General features: G+C 66.3%; 14 protein-coding genes. 7 read left to right on the top strand and 7 right to left on the bottom strand.

Annotated features, from left to right (window positions below):
* Positions 1 to 113 precede the first annotated feature (113 nt).
* On the top strand, positions 114 to 1,385 hold the full coding sequence (locus EV698_RS06440; protein WP_130503278.1) for an MFS transporter: 1,272 nt from the start codon (positions 114 to 116) through the stop codon (positions 1,383 to 1,385).
* A 2-nt stretch (positions 1,386 to 1,387) separates the two neighbouring features.
* Positions 1,388 to 2,644 carry an MFS transporter gene (locus tag EV698_RS06435; protein WP_130503277.1) on the top strand — a complete coding sequence of 419 codons (1,257 nt, stop codon included), beginning with the start codon at positions 1,388 to 1,390 and terminating at the stop codon, positions 2,642 to 2,644.
* Here EV698_RS06435 and EV698_RS06430 read toward each other — a convergent pair.
* Together EV698_RS06430 and EV698_RS06425 are read right to left on the bottom strand one after the other, a co-directional pair.
* Complete coding sequence (locus EV698_RS06430) at positions 2,613 to 4,052, bottom strand: NAD-dependent succinate-semialdehyde dehydrogenase (RefSeq protein ID WP_130503276.1); 1,440 nt, start codon at positions 4,050 to 4,052, stop codon at positions 2,613 to 2,615. The genes EV698_RS06435 and EV698_RS06430 overlap by 32 nt on opposite strands.
* A 32-nt stretch (positions 4,053 to 4,084) precedes the next feature.
* Positions 4,085 to 5,065, bottom strand: coding sequence for a D-2-hydroxyacid dehydrogenase (locus EV698_RS06425; RefSeq protein WP_130503275.1), 981 nt, complete (start codon positions 5,063 to 5,065; stop codon positions 4,085 to 4,087).
* Positions 5,066 to 5,236: 171 nt separating this feature from the next.
* Here EV698_RS06425 and EV698_RS06420 point away from each other — a divergent pair, with 171 nt between their 5' ends.
* Positions 5,237 to 6,442 carry a pyridoxal phosphate-dependent aminotransferase gene (locus EV698_RS06420; RefSeq protein ID WP_130503274.1) on the top strand — a complete coding sequence of 402 codons (1,206 nt, stop codon included), beginning with the start codon at positions 5,237 to 5,239 and terminating at the stop codon, positions 6,440 to 6,442.
* On the opposite strand, the gene EV698_RS06415 is transcribed toward EV698_RS06420, so the two are convergent.
* A complete protein-coding gene (locus EV698_RS06415) occupies positions 6,443 to 7,987 on the bottom strand; it encodes a bifunctional GNAT family N-acetyltransferase/carbon-nitrogen hydrolase family protein (RefSeq protein ID WP_130503273.1) in 1,545 nt (514 codons plus the stop codon).
* A 103-nt stretch (positions 7,988 to 8,090) separates the two neighbouring features.
* On the opposite strand from EV698_RS06415, the gene EV698_RS06410 reads away from it, so the two are divergent.
* On the top strand, positions 8,091 to 9,842 hold the full coding sequence (locus tag EV698_RS06410; RefSeq protein WP_130503272.1) for an autotransporter assembly complex protein TamA: 1,752 nt from the start codon (positions 8,091 to 8,093) through the stop codon (positions 9,840 to 9,842).
* Positions 9,842 to 12,844: a translocation/assembly module TamB domain-containing protein gene (locus EV698_RS06405; protein WP_130503271.1), complete on the top strand. Its 3,003-nt coding sequence runs from the start codon at positions 9,842 to 9,844 to the stop codon at positions 12,842 to 12,844. The genes EV698_RS06410 and EV698_RS06405 overlap by 1 nt, the downstream gene beginning before the upstream one ends.
* On the opposite strand, the gene EV698_RS06400 is transcribed toward EV698_RS06405, so the two are convergent.
* Positions 12,835 to 14,145: a DEAD/DEAH box helicase gene (locus EV698_RS06400; RefSeq protein ID WP_130503270.1), complete on the bottom strand. Its 1,311-nt coding sequence runs from the start codon at positions 14,143 to 14,145 to the stop codon at positions 12,835 to 12,837. The two genes, EV698_RS06405 and EV698_RS06400, sit on opposite strands and share 10 nt — an antisense overlap.
* Positions 14,146 to 14,240: 95 nt before the next feature.
* Here EV698_RS06400 and grxD point away from each other — a divergent pair, with 95 nt between their 5' ends.
* Positions 14,241 to 14,564 carry a Grx4 family monothiol glutaredoxin gene (grxD, locus tag EV698_RS06395; RefSeq protein WP_130503269.1) on the top strand — a complete coding sequence of 108 codons (324 nt, stop codon included), beginning with the start codon at positions 14,241 to 14,243 and terminating at the stop codon, positions 14,562 to 14,564.
* On the opposite strand, the gene rnt is transcribed toward grxD, so the two are convergent.
* Positions 14,561 to 15,193, bottom strand: a complete 633-nt coding sequence (gene rnt / locus EV698_RS06390; RefSeq protein WP_130503268.1) for a ribonuclease T — start codon at positions 15,191 to 15,193, stop codon at positions 14,561 to 14,563. The two genes, grxD and rnt, sit on opposite strands and share 4 nt — an antisense overlap.
* Positions 15,190 to 16,245, bottom strand: coding sequence for a dihydroorotase (pyrC, locus tag EV698_RS06385; RefSeq protein ID WP_130503267.1), 1,056 nt, complete (start codon positions 16,243 to 16,245; stop codon positions 15,190 to 15,192). Before pyrC ends, rnt begins: the two co-directional genes overlap by 4 nt.
* Before the next feature lie 109 nt (positions 16,246 to 16,354).
* On the opposite strand from pyrC, the gene EV698_RS06380 reads away from it, so the two are divergent.
* Positions 16,355 to 17,569 (top strand): argininosuccinate synthase, encoded by a 1,215-nt coding sequence (locus tag EV698_RS06380; RefSeq protein ID WP_130503266.1) that lies wholly within the window; start codon positions 16,355 to 16,357, stop codon positions 17,567 to 17,569.
* 15 nt (positions 17,570 to 17,584) lie between these two features.
* Here the strand turns inward: EV698_RS06380 and nth are convergent, their stop codons facing one another.
* Positions 17,585 to 18,238, bottom strand: a complete 654-nt coding sequence (gene nth, locus EV698_RS06375; protein WP_130503265.1) for an endonuclease III — start codon at positions 18,236 to 18,238, stop codon at positions 17,585 to 17,587.
* Positions 18,239 to 18,425: the final 187 nt, after the last annotated feature.

The raw sequence follows: 18,425 nt of genomic DNA, 5'->3' as shown, positions 1-18,425 counted from the left end.
CGCTCGCATTCCCGTTATGAGGTTTGAGGATACCACTGCTTTTAACGCTGTCCGAGCCGGGAAGAAATCGTTTTCCGGTTCGCGTATCGTTATCGTTTTTAACGGTCGATTGCATGCTGACTGTATTACGCCCGCTGGTCCGGCACCGTTACTTGCTGGCTTTCGCCTTCCTGCTGGCATTCCTCTCGGGGCACGGACAGACCTACTTTATCTCGCTCTTCGGCGGTGAGATCCGAGCGGCGTTCGAGCTTAGCAACACCGAGTTCGGGGGGCTTTACTCCGCGGCGACGCTGACCAGCGGCATTCTGGTCATCGCGCTGGGTCGGGGGGTTGACCGGATGCCGCTCGGGCTTTTTACCGCCGCGGTGATTGTCGGGGCCGCTGCCGGCGGGGTGCTCCTGGCCACCGCGCCGTCGGCGGCCTGGTTGTTACCGGGCTTCCTGTTGCTGCGCCTCTGTGGCCAGGGCCTGATGGTGCACGTCGCGCAGACAACCGTCGGACGGCGTGTAGAGCGAGGTCGGGGGACCGCGATCGGGGTCGTCACCGTGGGGTTACCCGCCGGTGAGGCGGTCCTCCCGGCGATGGTGGTGGTGCTGATGGCCACCCTCGGTTGGCGAATGAGCTGGGGCGTGTTCGCCCTGGTGCTGGTCGCCGTGGCGCTGCCGCTGGCGCTGCTCTTTTTGCGGCTCACGGCGGGGCAGCCGTCGGTGAGTGACGAGGCGTCGGTAGCCGCGGACGGCAATACCGACAAACAGCCCGGGCCATCCACGGGGCCGGTGAATGACTGGAGCCGGGCGCAGGTCCTCGGCGATCCAAGGTTCTACCGTATTATGCCGGCGATCCTGGCGCCGCCGTTCCTGATCACCGCGCTGTTTTTTCACCAAGTGCCGATTGCCGAGGCGAAGGGGTGGGCGCTGGGCTGGCTTTCCACGGCATTCGTACTCTTCGCCCTCAGCCACGTGGTGTCACTGACCGTCAGCGGTATGCTGATTGATCGCCTGGGGGCGGCCCGATTGCTGCGCCTCTACCTCGCGCCCATCCTCGCGGCACTACTGGTGCTCGGGTTCGTTCCGGGCGATCCGGCGGCACTGCTCTACCTGGGGCTGGCCGGCCTCAGCGTCGGCACGGCGAGTACATTGATGGGCGCGGTCTGGCCGGAGCTCTACGGTATCCGTCACCTGGGTGCGATCCGGGCCATGGCCCACGGGGCGATGGTGCTGAGTACCGCCATCGCTCCCTTGCTGATCGGCGCGCTGCTGGATGCCGGGATCTCGCTGCCGGCGCTGGCCTCGGCGCTGGCGGGTTACGTGGTCGTGGCCATGGTGGTCATCCCGGCGCCGCGGACGCTGCGACCACGCGATCCCGTCGTCGGGCCTGCCGGGTAGGCATGGTTGGATTGCTGCGCGGTCTCGGCGCGCATCGCCATTTGCTCGGTTTCGGCGGTTTGATGGTGTTCATGTCGGGCCCCGGGCAGACCTTTCTGCTCTCTCTCTACGGCGGCGTGCTGCGCGAGACGTTCAACCTGAGCCATTCGGCTTTCGGCGGGCTCTACTCACTGGCGACGTTAATGAGTGGCCTGCTGGTGATGGGCCTCGGGCGCGGCGTCGATCGCATCGCGCTCGCGCGCTTCACCGCCCTGGTCATTGCGGGTGCGGCCTGTGGTGCGGTGTTGCTGGCAACGGCCTCGGCGGCGTGGATGCTGCTGCCGGCATTCCTGCTCCTGCGTCTCTGCGGCCAGGGGCTGATGACCCATGTCGCTCAGACCACCGTTGCCCGCCATGTCCACCAGGGCCGCGGGACGGCAATGAGCTTGATCAGCATGGGCTCGCCGCTTGCAGAGGCGATAATGCCGGTCACGGTTGTTGCGCTCATGGCGGCCATGGATTGGCGCGCCAGCTGGCTGGTGCTTGCGGCGGGGCTGGTCATCGTGGCGCTGCCGCTGGCGTTGTGGTTGCTGCGGGCACAACAACGGGTTGGTAGCGGATCGACGGCGCGCCCGTCGGTCGCATCCGCCCCGGCCGAGCCTGACCTCGATGACCACCTGGACAGCTGGACGCGAACGGAGGTTTTGCAGGATCGTCGTTTCTACCGGATTCTGCCGGCGCTGCTCGCCTCGCCGATCCTGATCACGGCGCTGTTTTTCCACCAGGCGCCTATCGCCCAGGCAAAGGGCTGGAGCCTCGAGCTGGTGTCCAGCGCTTTCACGGTTTTCGCCGCCTGCCATGTGGCGGCGTTACTGCTGAGTGGTCCGTTGATTGATCGTATCGGCGCCCGGCGGCTGCTCGGGGTGTATCTGCTGCCCCTGCTGCTCGCCTCCGGCGTGGTGGGGTTCTGGCCCGGGGCGATTGCCGCCCCCGTCTACCTCGGGCTGGCCGGGCTCTGCGTGGGCACGTTCAGCACCCTCATGGGTGCGCTCTGGCCGGAGCTGTACGGGACGCGCCACCTGGGGGGTATCCGGGCCCTGGTCCATGGCGCCACGGTGCTGGGCACGGCAGCCGGCCCCGTGCTCATCGGTCTGCTGCTGGACGCGGGTCTGGGCATCACCGGGCTCTCGCTGGTGATGGCGACCTACCTGGTGGTCGCCATCGTGCTCGTGCGGCCGGTCGCGGTGGCTAACCCACCGGCACCGTCTGCGTCTCGGTGAACTCGAACAACCCCTCGAGTCCGCCCTCGCGCCCGAAACCGGACTGCTTCATGCCACCGAAGGGGGCCTCGGGCGTCGGTCCGCTGCCCGTATTGAGGGCGGCATGGCCGAAGTGGAGGCGGGCGATGACCTGATGACCGCGGGTCTCGTCGCGGGTGAAGACGTAGGCGGCGAGGCCGAAATCGGTATCGTTGGCCATTGCCACCACCTCGCTCTCGTCGCTGAAGGTGATGATGGGAACCAGCGGCCCGAAGGTCTCCTCGCGATAGCAGGCGGCATCCGCCGGTACGTTAAGCAGCACCGTAGGCGGGTAGAAGGTCCCCGGCAATCCGCTGGTATCGCCCTCGAAAACCCGTGTAGCACCCTTTGCGACGGCGTCGTCGACGTGACGGCGGACCTTGGCGACGGCGTTCTCGTCGATCAGCGGCCCGAGGCGGGTCGCAGGGTCCATACCATCGCCGACGGTCAATGCGTTGACCCGATCGGCGAGCTTGTCGGCAAACGCCGCGGCGACATCCCGGTGCACGAAGATCCGGTTGGCGCAGACGCAGGTCTGGCCGCCGCCCCGGAACTTGTTGCCGATCAGTTGATCGGCGGCGTGGTCGAGATCGGCATCCGCAAAGATGATGTAGGGCGCGTTGCCGCCGAGCTCCAGCGTCAGGCGCTTGATCCCCGGGGCGGATTGCTCGATCAGCGTGCGCCCCACCTCCGTGGAGCCGGTGAAACTGATGACGCGCACCGACGCGGCATCGAACAGCGTATCCGTGATGGGGCCGGCGGAGCCGATGACCAGGTTGGCCTTGCCCGCCGGCAGCCCGACCTCGCGGTCGAGGAGCGTGAACAGGGCGATCATCGTCAGCGGCGTCTTCGATGAAGGCTTGATCACGCTGGCGCAATCGGCGGCGATGGCCGAGGAGAGCTTCTTGGCGATCATGCCGATGGGAAAGTTCCAGGGGGTGATCAGTCCCACCACTCCGGCCGGCCGGTGGTGGACGTGCCAGCGGCAGTTGCGCGGCTGCTCATCGAGGGTATGCGACGCCAGCGCATCGATGTGACTGGCGGCATAGCGGAAGAAGCCCGCGGCATAGTCCACCTCGCCCTGTGCCTCGCCGAGCGGCTTGCCATGCTCGAGGCACAGGATCCGGCCGACCTCCTCGCGATTCCGCGTCAGCGTGTCGGCGATCGCCTCGAGCCACCGGCGACGCTGATCGAGATCGGCGGGGTGGGCCAGTGCCGCCTCGGCGGCCGCGATCGCACGCCGCGTTTCGTCTGCCCCCATCGAGGCGACATCCGCCAGATGACCGTGGTCGACGGGGTTGGTGACGGCAAGGGTCCGGCCGTTGTCCGCCATCTGCCATTCGCCATTGATGTAACCGCCGCTGGCGGAGAGGAGGGGAGAGTCGATCATCAGCTGCCTCGCTTTTCGATTCGTGTGTCGTCTCAGGTGCCCGGGACGAAGCCCTGGGCCTTGTCGACTATGTTTTCAAAGGGCTCGCCGCGCTGCCAGCGGCGGAAGTTGTCGATGAACTGTTCAGACAGTGCCGTGTTCCAGCCGATGAAGTCGCCGGCCATGTGCGCCGAGATGTGGACGTTGGGCAGATCCCAGAGGGGGTGATCCGCCGGCAGCGGTTCCTGCTCGAAGACGTCCAGTGCGGCGCCGTCGATCGCGCCATCGCGCAGCGCATCCACCAGGGCCTCGGTGCGAACGATGGGGCCACGGCCGATGTTGATCAGCCGGGCGTGTTCGGCCATGGCATCGAGCTCCGCCGCACCGAACAGGCCGCGGGTGGCCTCGGTGAGGGGCGCGGCAATCACGACGAAGTCGTAGTCGGGCAGCAGCGAGAGCAGATCGGCCTGGGCATAGATGGCGCCGAAGTCATCATCTCCGGCGCGAGCGCGGCGGCCGACCCCGTCGCACTCGATGCCGACGGCGCTACAGGTCCGCGCGATCCGCCGTCCGATGGCCCCCGCGCCAACCACCAGCAGCCGCTGCCCGGCCACCGGCTCGGTCTCGCGGTGTTGCCATTGATGGTCCTGCTTGAGTTGCCAGTTACCGGCAAAGTCCTTGCAGAAGGCGATGACCTGGCCGAGGACATATTCGGCGATGCATCGATCGAAGATGCCGCGGGCGTTGGTGACGGGGATGTCGCTGTCACGTACCGCCGGGATGAGCAGCGCATCCACCCCGGCGCTGGTGGCATGGATCCACTCCAGCGCGTCGGCGGCCGGCCACGCCCGGGCGAGCGCGTCGGTGCGGAAATCCGTGACGCACAGAACCCGGGCCCCGGGCAGGGCGTCCTTCAGGCCCGCAGCATCCTCTGCAACACGCAGATCGGCCTCGGCCTGGAGTGGCTCCATCCCCGCCGGCAATCCCTCGCCCGGCGCGGTGAGAACGGCGATTCGCGTCTGCGACTCGGTCATGCGGAGATCCCCCTGGAAAGCCCTGTCTGGCAGCGACGTTATAGGCCCGCCCCGAGTGGGTCAACTGCGCCCGGAAATGGGCTTTTGAGGGGCTTGACCGGCCTGTTGGCGAAGACTAGCTTCGCCGTGTTGTCCAACGTTTACCACACTGCAGCAAAAGGGGATTGGGTTATGGTGAATCCGGTTGAGATGGAGCAGGGCGATCAGGCCGAATCACCGCTTTTCAGTCCGTCTCTCCAGGCGATTCCGATGCCGGGGATCCGGCGGATGATCAATACCGCGGCGGGCATGGATGACGTGATCCATCTGTCCATCGGTCAGCCCGACTTCCCGACCCCGCAGCCCATCATCGAGGCCCATATCGACGCGCTGCGCGAGGGCAAGACCGGCTATACGATGGACGCCGGGCTGCCCGAGCTGCTGAGCGAGCTCGCGCGCTATTATTCGAAGCGCTACGACCGTGAACTCACCGAGGACAATTTCCTGGTCACCACCGGGGCCACCGAGGCGATGTACCTGGCGCTGACGGCCACGGCGGCGCCGGGCCGGCAGTTCATCGTCACCGACCCGACCTTCCTGCTCTATGCGCCGCTGATCCGCATGAACGGTGGCGAGATCAAGGTCATTCCGACGCGCCCGGAGCACGGCCACCAGGTCGACCCGCAGGAGGTGATCGACGCCATCGGCATGCGCACCTTCGCGATCGTGCTCAATTCACCGAGCAATCCCAGCGGGGCGGTGTACCCGCGCGAGACCATCGAGGCGATCGTCCAGGAGGCGGCCTACCGGGGGGTCTACGTGTTCGCCGACGAGGTCTATGACCACATCCTGCTCGATGAGGATATGGAGTTCCCCAGCGTGATCAACTGCGCCTCGGATCTCGATCACGTCATGTCGGTATCGAGCTTCTCGAAGACCTTCAGCATGGCGGGCTTCCGGATCGGCTGGATGATCTCCAGCCAGGGCGCGATCAAAAAGCTCCGGCGCTATCACATGTTTACCACGACGGTGGCGAGCACACCGGCACAGTGGGCCGGCGTTGCCGCGCTGCAGGGGGACATGGCCTGTGTGGACGACATGAATGCCGAGTATCGCCGGCGTCGCGACCGGGTGGTGGAGCTGGTGAGCGAGACGCCACACCTGACCGGCTATGTGCCGCAGGGGGCGTTCTACATTTTCCCGTCGCTGCCACCGCGCACCGATGCCACCGATCTGTCACTGCGCATGTTGAGGGAAACCGGTGTCTGCGTGATCCCCGGTGATGCCTTCGGGGATACTTGCGGCAACGCCATCCGTATCAGCTTTTCCAACTCGATGGACAATATCGAGGAGGCGTTTGCCCGCATGCAGCCATGGCTGGCCAAACAGAGCTTCTGATCAGTCTTCGAGCCATTGCACCCGGTAGAGGTCCAGGCGCCGGTCGCGGGCGTTCTGGACCGATCCCTCGGCCCGAAGCTGGGTGAGCTTGTCCATATCCAGGTCCACCACTACCGTCATCTCGGTATTCGGTGTGGTCTCGCTGACGATGCCATCGTGGGGGAAGGCGAAGTCGGAGGGCGAGAATACCGCCGCCTGCGAATACTGGATCTCGATGTTCTCCACTCGCGGCAGGTTGCCCACACTGCCGGTAATGGCGACATAGCACTCGTTCTCGATCGCCCGGGCCTGCGCACAGCGCCGCACGCGAAGGTAGGCGTTCTTGGTGTCCGTCCAGAACGGGACGAACAGGATCTCCATCCCCTGGTCGGCGAGCAGTCGGCAGGCCTCGGGGAACTCGACGTCATAGCAGACGAGGATGCCGATCCGGCCCACGTCGGTGTCGAAGGCCTTGAGGCTGTTGCCGCCCTGGACGCCCCAGAAGAAGCGCTCGTCGGGTGTGGCATGCAGCTTGTAGTGGGTGTCCATGGTGCCGTCACGACGACATAGATAGGCGACGTTATAGAGCGTGCTGTCGTCATAGACCGGCATCGAACCGGCGATGATGTTGATGTTGTAGGACACCGCCATCCGACTCATGGCATCGGCGATCTCGGTGGTGTACTGCGCCAGTCCGCGCATCGCCTCGGCCGGGTCTTCCTGGTTGAACTGCGCGAGCAGTGGCGCGTTGAACAGCTCCGGGAAGACGATGAAATCGGCGTTGTAGCCGGCCATGGCGTCCACGAAGAATTCGATGTTCGACATCAGGTCTTCGAAGTTGGTGACGCGGCGCATCTGCCACTGCACGGTGCTGACCCGCACCGTCGATTTGCGGCCGCCGATCAGAGACGCCCGCTTGCTCTCGTAGAAGATATTGTCCCACTGCAGGAGTGTCGCGAAGGCCTCCGAGTCCTGGTCCTCCGGCAGATAGGCGGTGATCACCCGGCGGACGTGGAAGTCGTTGGCGAGCTGGAACGACAGGATGGGGTCGTAGATTTCGCGCCGCCGCACCAGATCGATATACTCTTCCGGCTTCATCTCGCTGGCGTGCGAGCGATAGCCCGGCATGCGGCCGCCGGCGACGATGGCGCGCAGGTTGAGATTGCGGCAGAGTTCCTTGCGGGCGTCGTAGAGTCGCCGGCCGAGCCGCATGCCGCGATATTCCGGATCGACGAAGATATCGACACCGTAGAGGACATCGCCGTTGGGATCGTGATTGGTCAGGTAACCGTTGCCGATGATGTCGTCGTACTTGTGACGATCGCCATAGCGGTCGTAATCGACGATCATGGAGATAGCACCGGCAACGACCCGGCCGTTGTCCTCGATACAGATCTGGCCCTCGGCGAAGCGGTTGAGCTGCGCCGAGAACTGCTTGCGCGTCCAGGCGCCGCCGAGATCCGGGTAGACGGCATCCATGATGTGCTTGACGTCGGGATAATCCTCCAGCCGCAGATGACGCAGCCGCAGGCGGTGTTCTTCGGTGTTTGTATCCTGTTCACTCATGCGAAAAGGATATCATTTCACGGGGAGCGGACAGAGCGCTGATGCCGAGGGAGGAGCCGGAAATGCAACATGAACAACGGGCAGGGGGCCGCGAGCCACGTCTGTGAGCCAAACCGCGCGGCGGTTTTCGTCCCGGGTCCGAACGTCGGGTACCGCGCTGACGGTGCTGATGCTGGCCACGGCCTCCGCCAGTGCCGCGATCGAACTGAGCCTGACGGGTGCCGACGGTCAGCTCGCGGACAATATCCGTGCGCACATCGACACCGAGGTCGTTGTCGACTCGGAGCTCGCGGGGCGTTTCTACCGCGAGCAGGTGATCGAACAGGTGCAGAACGCCGCCGAGGCCCTGGGGTACTACCAGGCAGAGGCCGATGTCGCGTTACGCCGCGAGGACGACGACTGGGCACTGTCGATAGCGGTCACCCCCGGGCCGCGGGTCGAGGTGCGCGACGTCGCGCTGGATGTAACGGGTGAAGGGGCCGATGATCCCCGCCTCGAGAGGATCCGGCGCATCCTGCCACTGCAAAGCGGGGCGGCCCTCAATCATGCCGATTACGAGGCCAGCAAGCGGGCGCTGTCCAACGAGGCGTTGCAGCGGGGTTTCTTTGATTACCGGTTCACCACGGCGCGACTGGCCGTGAATGCGGAGGCTGGCTGGGCGGATGCCACCCTGACGATGGACTCGGGCCCGCGTTACGAGCTGGGTGAAGTGACGTTCTCGTCAACGCCGTTCCGGCGCGAGTTCCTGGAGCGTCTGGTGCCGTTCCGGCCGGGTACGCCTTACACCGCCGATGCCGTTGCCGATTTCAACCAGCGCCTGTTCGAGAGCGGTTATTTCGAGGACGCGGTGGTAGAGACGCAGCGTGATGCGGGCTCGGGGAAACGGATTCCGGTCCGCGCCGAGGTGACGACCGGCGAGCGTAATAGCGTGACCACCGGACTGGGCTATTCCACCGACGAGGGACCGCGTCTGCGTTTCGGTTACGAACGCCACTACGTCAATAACCGCGGGCATCGATTCAATACCGAGCTCCGGCTGTCGTCGGCCCGCCAGGGCCTGAATGCGCGCTACGAGATACCGCTGGCGGATCCGGTGAATGATGAGTTGTCCGTGACCACGGCATGGCAGAACGAGGATATCGAGGACAGCCGCAGCGAGCGCTACAGCGTTCGCGTCGGGCGCCGTCAGACGTTCACGTCGGGATGGACGCGAACCCAGTCCCTGCGCGTCCTCTCGGAGCGGTTCACCGCCGGCCTTGATAGCGGTCGCAGTCGTCTCGTGTTGCCGGGGATTCGTTTCTCGCGGACCCGATCCCGCGGCGGCGTCGATCCGGACTGGGGCGATAACCAGCGCTATTCGCTGGAGATCGCCCGCCAGGAGTTGCTCTCGGATGTCGATATCGCCCGGCTGCAGCTGGGCAGCACCTGGCTGCGCAACCTGCGCGAGGTCCACCGCTTCGAACTGGGTGCCGAGCTGGGGGGAGTGGCGACCAGCGACTTCAACGAGGTGCCCACGTCGCTGCGCTTCTTTGCCGGCGGCGATCAGAGCGTGCGCGGATTTGCCTATCGCAGCCTGGGGCCGAAGGACGCCAGCGGTGATGTGACCGGGGGGCGCTACCTCACGACCGCCAGCGCCGAGTACAGCTATGCGCTGACCGGCAACTGGCGACTGGCCACTTTCGTCGACGCCGGTGACGCCTACGAGGAGATCGATGCGTTCGATCCCGAGGTGGGTACCGGTTTCGGGGTGCGCTGGTCGTCGCCGGTGGGTCCGCTGCGGCTCGACTTCGCCTGGGGCGTCAGCCGCGAGGATGTCCCGTTCCGTGTCCACTTCTCCATCGGTCCGCCCTTCTGATGCCGCGTCTATGCACTCTTATTCTCACGTTGATCTTCGCCATCGCGCTGCTGGGCGCCTGGCTGCTGAGCACGACCGAGGGCGCGCGCTGGCTCGCCGCGCGTGCCGAGGCGCTGCTGCCGGCCCTGCAGGTCAGCGTGACCTCGGGCAGTCTCTGGAACGGCGTGTCGGTCGCGGATCTGCGCTGGTCGGGTGATGGCGGCGAGATCAGTGTCGATTCACTGGCGCTGGACTGGTCGCCCGGCTGCCTCCTGCGCTGGACGGTCTGCGTCGACGAACTGGCCGTCGACGGGGTTCGGCTGGATCTGCCCGCGGCGGCTCCCGAGGCCGGGGAAGCGCAGGCACAGGCCAATCCGCTCGAGACCCTGCCGGACAATATCCCCCTGCCGGTGGTGGAATCCCCCGTGGATGTCATCGTGGAGCGGGCCACGATCACCGGGCTGGTGGTGCGGCAGGGTGGCGAGCCGATGGCCGCGGGGCTGTCGTCGATCACACTCAGTGCCCGCCTGGTTGGCCAGGAACTGGCCGTCGAGCGCCTGGATCTGGCGGGTGATGCGGGCACCGCCAACCTGCAAGCCGACGTAACCCTGGCCGACGACTGGCCCGTCGACGCGCGCTGGGCGGTGGAGCCTGCCGAATCCCTGACGGCGGGCGAGGCCGTGGCCGTCGAGGGCCGCATCGAGGGCACCGCCGGCGATCTGGCGCTGAGCGGTTCGGTCTCCGGCGCCCGATCGGTGGATTTCGAGCTGGGTCTGTCGGCACTGGCGTCGCCACGGCGGCTGGAGGCGCGGGTCGAGGCGTCGGAGAGCACGCTCGCCGTTGATGCCCGGATTGACGAGGCCATCGACATCACGGGCGATTTGCGGGCACCGGCACTGAATCCCTTCTGGCCGGGTTTGAGTGGGCAGCTGACAGGCCGTTTCAGTATTACCGGTGATCCGCTGCGACCCTCCGTCACGGCATCGGTGGCCGCCGAGGCGATCGAGTACGCCGGCATCGGACTCGACAGTGCCCGGCTCGAGGCCGACTGGGTGACCCGTGAGGGTGGACGGGTGAGCCTGCAGGCCGACGGTCTGCGACGCGACGGGGAAGCGCTGGGTAACGTCCGCATCGCGCTCGACGGCCGCCCCGATGATCATCGCCTGGAACTGGCGGCGAATGCCGAATCGGCGTCGGTACAACTGGATCTGGCCGGCGGGCTCGACGCGGCGGTACCCGCTTGGGAGGGCGCGGTGAGACGGGCACGGGTCTCGGTGGACGGCGAGCAGGCCCGGCTGGTGGATACGCCGTCGCTCTCGGTGAGTCCGCAGGCCCTGCGTCTCGACGGGCATTGCTGGGCCTGGCAGGAGGTGCGCGCTTGTACCGAGCCGTTGATCGCGAGCCCGGAATCCGCGCAGCTCGAGGTCAATCTCTCGGCACTCCCCCTTGCGGTTCTGGAGCCCCGTCTGCCGCCCGGATTCGGCCTGCCGGGATCGGTGACGGGAACGGCGACCCTGGACTGGCAGGCGGAAACGGGGCCCTCCGCCCGGATCACGCTGGTCAGCCCGGCGAGTCGTATCGAGGTCCCGCAGCCGGACAGCGACGGCCCACTGACGCTGGACTATGACCGGATCGTCGTGGATGCCGACCTGCAACCGACGGTGGCACGGTTTCGGGTCGGGCTGGCATCGCCCGCCATCGGTCAGGGTGGTTTCGCGGTGGAGACCGACCCGGCCGATGCGCAACGTCCCCTGTCCGGAACGGTCTGGCTGGACGGCCTCTCGCTTGCGCCGCTCGCCGGTGCGCTCCCGCAGCTGCGCGAGGTGGAGGGGCTGCTGAGCGCCCGGGGCGAGGTCAATGGCACGCTGAAGGCGCCACGCTTTCGCGGGACGGTCGGACTGCGCGAAGGCCTGGTGCTGCCGTCGGCGCTGGCACTGCCGCTTGAGGAGATCAACCTGAGCGCCGACATCGATGGCGAGGTGGCGACACTCGAAGGGGGATTTCGGGCCGGTGAGGGTGAGGCCGCCATCGGCGGGCAGCTCGACTGGCAGTCCGGCGAGCTGGACGGCACGGTTGATCTTGCCGGCGAAGCGCTCGACATACGCGTCGGGACACTGGCGCGGCTGACCGTGACGCCGGATATTACCCTCGCGATCGATCCGGAGACGCTGGCGCTGACCGGGTCGATTACCATTCCGTCCGCACAGATCGAGCCGACCGGGTTGTCGGCGGGTGCCATTCGGCGTTCGCCGGACGCCGTTCGGGTGGATGATAACGGGCAGCCCCTCGCATCGGCGGCGGAGGAGGGTGGCCGGACGCTGGAAACCGATCTGCGCCTGGTGCTTGGCGACGAGGTCGCATTCTCGGTGCGCGGAGCGACCGGGCGGCTCGATGGCGCACTGCGGCTTCGCCAGCTCGGGACCGCCAGCGCCGAGGCCGAGGGGGTGCTGAATCTGATTGATGCGAGCTACGAGGCCTATGGCCAGTCGCTGCAGGTGCGTCGGGGGCGGGTGATCTTTGCCGGTCCACTGGCGCAGCCACGGCTGGATATCGAGGCGGTTCGGGAGGCGGCTGACATCGTTGCCGGGCTTCGGGTGACCGGGCCGGTCAACGATCCCCAGGTGCGGCTGTTCTCGCGGCCGGCGATGGCACAGGCGGACATCCTCTCGGTGTTGTTGACCGGACGCCCACCCGGCCAGGGCTCATCGCCGAGCGAGGAAGAACTGATCAACAGTGCCGCGCTGTCGCTGGGTGTCTTCGGCGGCGGACGTCTGGGTGAATCGCTCGCCGACAACCTGGGGGTCAAGGACTTCCAGCTCGAGGCGAGTGGCGAGGGCAGCGATGCCCAGGTGTCGGTCAGTGGCTACCTGACGCCCAACCTGATGGTGCGCTACGGGGTCGGTGTCTTCGAACCCGAGAACACGGTCAGTCTGCGTTACTATTTCACCAGCCAGCTCTATCTGGAAGCGGTCAGCGGCGCCGAGAGCGCCTTTGACCTGTTCTACTCGTTCGACTACGACTGATCGCTCTCCGACGACGGGGATTCGTCGCTACTGCGATTGCCGCCGCTTCTCCGGCTGCCGCCCCCGCCGGAGCGGCTGCGGTTGCCACCCCCGCCGCTGCGGCGATTGTTCATGCGGGCCGCGGGCTTGAGATCCTCGGCGATGAGCCCGGTCGGGGCCATCTCTGCCGGGATCTTCTGGTCGATGTAGCGCTCGATATCGGGCAGCGAATAGACATAGGTCTCGCAGGCGAAGCTGATCGCGTCACCGGCGGCGCCGGCGCGGGCGGTGCGACCGATGCGGTGGACATAGTCCTCGGCGTCCTGCGGCAGGTCGTAGTTGATGACGTGGCTCACCTCGGGGATGTGCAGACCCCGCGCGGCCACATCGGTGGCAACGAGGATCGGCAGATCGCCGGCCTGGAATTTCTCCAGCAGCTGCTCGCGCTTGTTCTGCGGGATGTCTCCCGAGATCACCGCCGCCTTGATGTCGTTACCGATCAACCAGGCGGCCACCTTGTCGGCGTCGCGCTTGGTGTTGACGAACAGCAATGTCCGTGTGGGGGCCTGCTCGCGCAGGACACCGATGAGCAGACCGATCTTCTGATTGTTCTCGACGTGATAGAGCGTCTGCCGGACCCGATCCGCGGTAATGGTATCCGACTCGATCTGCACTGACTGCGGCTCGTTCATGTGCTCGTAGGCAAGCTCGCGCACCCGCTCGGAGAGCGTCGCCGAGAACAGCATGTTGAGTCGCTGGTCGGGGGCGGGCATGCGTCGGAGGAGATAGCGGATGTCGGCGATGAAGCCCATGTCGAACATGCGGTCGGCCTCGTCCAGCACGCAGACCTCGATGTTGTCGAGGCTGTAAACGCCCTGCCGGTAGAAATCGATAATCCGCCCCGGCGTGCCGATGACGATATCGGTGCCGCGCTCGAGGGCCTTGCGCTGGCTCTCGTAGCCGGTACCGCCGTAGATACAGGCAAAGTCCATACCGGTGAACCAGCCGAGCGTTTCCGCATCCTTGTGGATCTGCAGCGCCAGCTCGCGGGTGGGGGCGATGATGATCGCCCATGGCCCGATCTTGTCGGCCGCGACCGGGCGCGACATCAGCCAGTGCATGGTGGCGAGCAGGAATGCCGCCGATTTGCCGGTGCCGGTCTGGGCCTGGCCGGCGACATCGCGACCCTGCAGGGCGATCGGCAGGGCCTCGGCCTGGATCGGCATGCAGTGCTCGAAGCCGGCCTCCTTGAGGCCTGTCAGCAGGGATTCGTGGAGCCCGAGGGACTCGAAGGTGGTGTCAGAGAGATGATTTTTTTCCATGGGCGGGGAGGATACCGTATTGATCGTTTTTATGCCCCTCGTCGATTGCACGTGCAATCCGTACACTGATGGTACGAATTGGCGAAGGAGTAGATATGAGCGACGTACAGGAAAGCATCCGTGAGCAGGTCGAGGGCAACCCGGTCATTCTCTACATGAAGGGCTCGCCGCAGTTCCCGCAATGCGGTTTCTCGATGCGCGCCGCACAGGCGCTTGCGGGCTGCGGGGTGGAGTTCTCGTATGTCAACGTCCTCGAGGACGAGGGGATCCGGCAGGGGATCAAGGAGTACGGCAACTGGCCGACCATCCCGCAGCTCTACGTCGGCGGCGAGCTGCTCGGTGGCTGCGATATCATCATGGAGATGTACGAGTCGGGCGAGCTGCAGGAGGCGGTGAAGACCGCTACTCCCGACGCCTAGCCCGGTTGTCTGTCGTTGGGATGTCCGTTCAGGGCGTCCCAGCGATTGACGATGGTGCAGAACAGTTCCGCCGTCTTCTCCGCATCGTAGATGGCTGAATGCGCCTCGCGGGCATCCCAGGTAATGCCCGCGGCGGCGATTCCCCGCGCCAGCACCGTTTGCCCGTAGGCCAGTCCCGAGAGCGTGGCCGTGTCGAAGCACGAGAACGGGTGGAACGGATTGCGCTTGATGCCGCAACGCTTGACGGCGGCATTGAGGAATCCCAGGTCAAACCACGCATTATGGCCGACGAGCACGGCGCGGCTGCAGTCCGTGGTGCGGATGGCCTCGCGAATCGGCTGGAAGATGTATCTCAGCGCCTCGTCCTCGGGCACCGCCATGCGCAGTGGATGGTCCGGGTCGATGCCGTTGAACTCGAGTGACTTGGGATCGAGATTGGCGCCCTTGAATGGCTCGACGTGGGTCGTGAAGGTCGGGCCATTGTAGAGTCGGCCCTCCTCGTCCATTTTAACGATCACGGCGGCGATCTGCAGCATGGCGTCGGTGGCGGCATTGACGCCGCCGGTCTCGATATCCACGACTACTGGCAGGAAACCGCGGAAACGCTGGTTGATGGGTCGCGCGTTCATGCGTGCTCCGGTTGGGATTGAGATGTCAGCGACCAGCCAATCTCCGCGCCGGCGCGCAGGGGCACGATGCTGGTGTCGCCATAGGGCAGGGTGGCTGGCAGGACGCGCGGCCGGCGCTCCAGGGTAATCGTGTCGGTATTGCGCGGCAGACCGTAGAAATCGGCCCCGAAATGGCTCGCGAATCCCGCCAGCCGGTCCAGTGCGCCCGCCTTGTCGAACGCCTCGGCGTAGAGCTCGATGGCGAGTGGCGCGGTGAAGATGCCCGCGCAGCCGCAGGCATTCTCCTTGGCATGACGTGGATGCGGGGCGCTGTCGGTGCCGAGGAAAAACCGCGGATGGCCGGACGTGGCCGCGTCGATCAGCGCCTCGCGATCGCGCTCGCGCTTTAGGATCGGCAGGCAGTAGTGATGCGGCCGGATGCCGCCCGCCAGCAGGTCGTTGCGGTTCATGAGCAGATGCTGCGGCGTGATCGTGGCGCCCAGACGCACCGGACCCGAGCGAACGAACTCCACGGCACTGGCGGTGGTGAGATGCTCGAGGACGACGCGCAGCCGGCGATGGCGGTCGAGCAAAGGCGCCAGCCGCTCCTCGAGAAACACCGTCTCGCGATCGAAGATATCGGTTTCCGGGTGGGTGACCTCGCCATGGATGCAGAGCGTGAGGTCGTGCTCGGCGATGGCCGCCAGTGCCTCGTCGCAGTGACGCAGGTCGGTGACCCCGGAGTCGCTGTTGGTGGTGGCCCCGGCGGGGTACAGCTTGACCGCCTGGATCACGCCGCTCGCCGCCGCCCGCTCGATCTCCCCGGGCGGGGTGTTGTCGGTGAGATACAGGGTCATCAGCGGCTCGAACCGGCTGCCGGCGGGACCCGCCGCCAGGATACGCTCGCGGTAGGCCTCCACCGCCGCCGTGGTGGTCAGCGGCGGGGTGAGGTTGGGCATGATGATCGCCCGCCCGAACCGCGCCGCGCTCCAGTGGACGACATCGGCCAGGGCGGCACCGTCGCGCAGATGCAGATGCCAGTCGTCGGGTCGCGTTATCGTCAACGTGTCCATCCCGACAGTGTATCAGGGCCGTCCGCCGGCGCCTTGATTCTCCGCGTCGGCGCGCCGATCATTGCGGCAGCTTTTCTGCCATCCATCCCGACATTCGAGAGAGCAATCCATGAGTGAGATCAAAAAGGTGGTCCTGGCCTACTCCGGCGGCCTCGATACCTCCGTCATCCTGCAATGGCTGCGCGACCACTACCAGTGCGAGGTCGTGACCTTCACCGCCGACCTGGGCCAGGGCGAGGAGCTCGAGCCCGCCCGCGCCAAGGCAAAGGACCTGGGCGTCGAGGAGATCTACATCGATGATCTGCGCGAGGAGTTCGTCCGCGACTTCGTGTTCCCGATGTTCCGCGCCAACGCCATCTACGAGGGCGAATACCTACTCGGCACCTCGATCGCCCGGCCGCTGATCGCCAAGCGCCAGATCGAGATCGCCCGCGAGACCGGCGCCGATGCCGTCTGCCACGGGGCGACCGGCAAGGGGAACGACCAGGTGCGCTTCGAGCTGGGCTATTACGGGCTCGAGCCCGGTATCCACGTCATCGCGCCCTGGCGGGAGTGGGATCTCAACTCGCGCGAGCGGTTGCTGGCCTACGCCGAGGAGCGCGGGATCCCCATCGAGGGCAAGAAGGAGGGCGGCGGATCGCCGTACTCGATGGACGCCAACCTGCTGCATATCTCCTACGAGGGCGGCGTCCTGGAAGACACCTGGACCCCGGCGGAGGAGTCGATGTGGCGCTGGAGCGTCGCGCCCGAGGACGCGCCCGACACGCCCACCGAGATCGATCTCGAATTCCGCGGCGGCGATCCGGTCGCCATCAACGGCGAGTCGCTGGCCCCCCACGAGATGCTCTCGCGGCTCAATCAGCTGGGTAACGACAACGGCATCGGTCGCATCGACATTGTCGAGAACCGCTACGTCGGCATGAAATCCCGCGGCTGCTACGAGACCCCGGGCGGGACCATCCTGCTGCGGGCCCGTCGCGCGATCGAGTCGATTACGCTGGATCGCGAGTCGGCGCACCTCAAAGACGAGGTGATGCCCCGTTATGCCGAGCTCATCTACAACGGCTACTGGTGGAGCCCCGAGCGCGACGCACTGCAGGCGTTGATCGACCGGACCCAGACCCGCGTCAACGGCGTGGTTCGCCTCAAGCTCTACAAGGGCAATGTCATCGTCCTCGGGCGGCGGTCGGCCTCCGACAGCCTGTTCGACGACAGCATCGCGACGTTCGAGGACGACGCGGGCGCCTATGACCAGAAGGATGCCGAGGGCTTTATCAAGCTCAACGCGCTTCGCCTCCGGGTGGCCGCCAGGCGCGGCGAATAGGCCGGGCGGGCCGGTTCAGTCCGGCTCGGTCTCCGCGTAGCGGTGCCGATCGCGGAATTCGCACAGATCGAAGATGGGACAGGCGCCGCAACGCGGTTTGCGCGCCAGGCAGGTATAGCGGCCGTGGAGGATCAGCCAGTGGTGGGCATCGCGAAGGAATGCCTTCGGTGTCCAGCGCACGAGCCGGTCCTCGACCTCGCGGACGTTCTTGCCGGGCGCTAGACCGGTGCGATTGGCGACTCGGTAGATATGCGTATCCACCGCCATGGTGGGTTCGCCGAACGCGGTGTTGAGCACCACGTTGGCGGTCTTTCGGCCGACCCCCGGCAGCGCCTCCAGCGCCTTGCGATCACGCGGGATCTCGCCGCCGTGCTGTGAGACCAGTGCCTCGCAGGTGGCGATCACGTTCCTGGCCTTGCTGTTGAAAAGCCCGATGGTGCGGATATGGCTGCGCAGGCCGTCTTCGCCCAGCTCGAGGATGGCACCCGGGGTGTCGGCAACCGCGAATAACGGGCCGGTGGCCTTGTTGACGCTGCGGTCGGTGGCCTGGGCCGACAGAATCACCGCGATCAGAAGCTCGAAGGGCGACTGGTATTGCAGCTCCGTGGTGGGCGCCGGGGTCGCGTCACGGAGGCGCTCGAAGATCTCGCGGCGCTTGTCGCGGTTCACGACGGATCACCGGTCTGGCGCTGACGGCGTCGGGCGCGGACCCGGGCCAGGGCCGCCTGCGCGGTCTCGCGGCGGGCCGCGCGGTCGGGGAGCACGGGTTCAGTGGCCTCGGTCTGGTTGTCGGTGTCGTCCTGGCGGACGGCCCGGCGCCGTTCCCGTTGCTGTTCGCGCTCGGCGCGGCGCCGGG

The organism is Spiribacter vilamensis, from assembly GCF_004217415.1.
Lineage (GTDB): Bacteria > Pseudomonadota > Gammaproteobacteria > Nitrococcales > Nitrococcaceae > Spiribacter > Spiribacter vilamensis.
The sequence above is the reverse complement of the archived record's forward strand: the minus strand, read 5'-3'. Positions and strand labels throughout refer to the sequence as shown.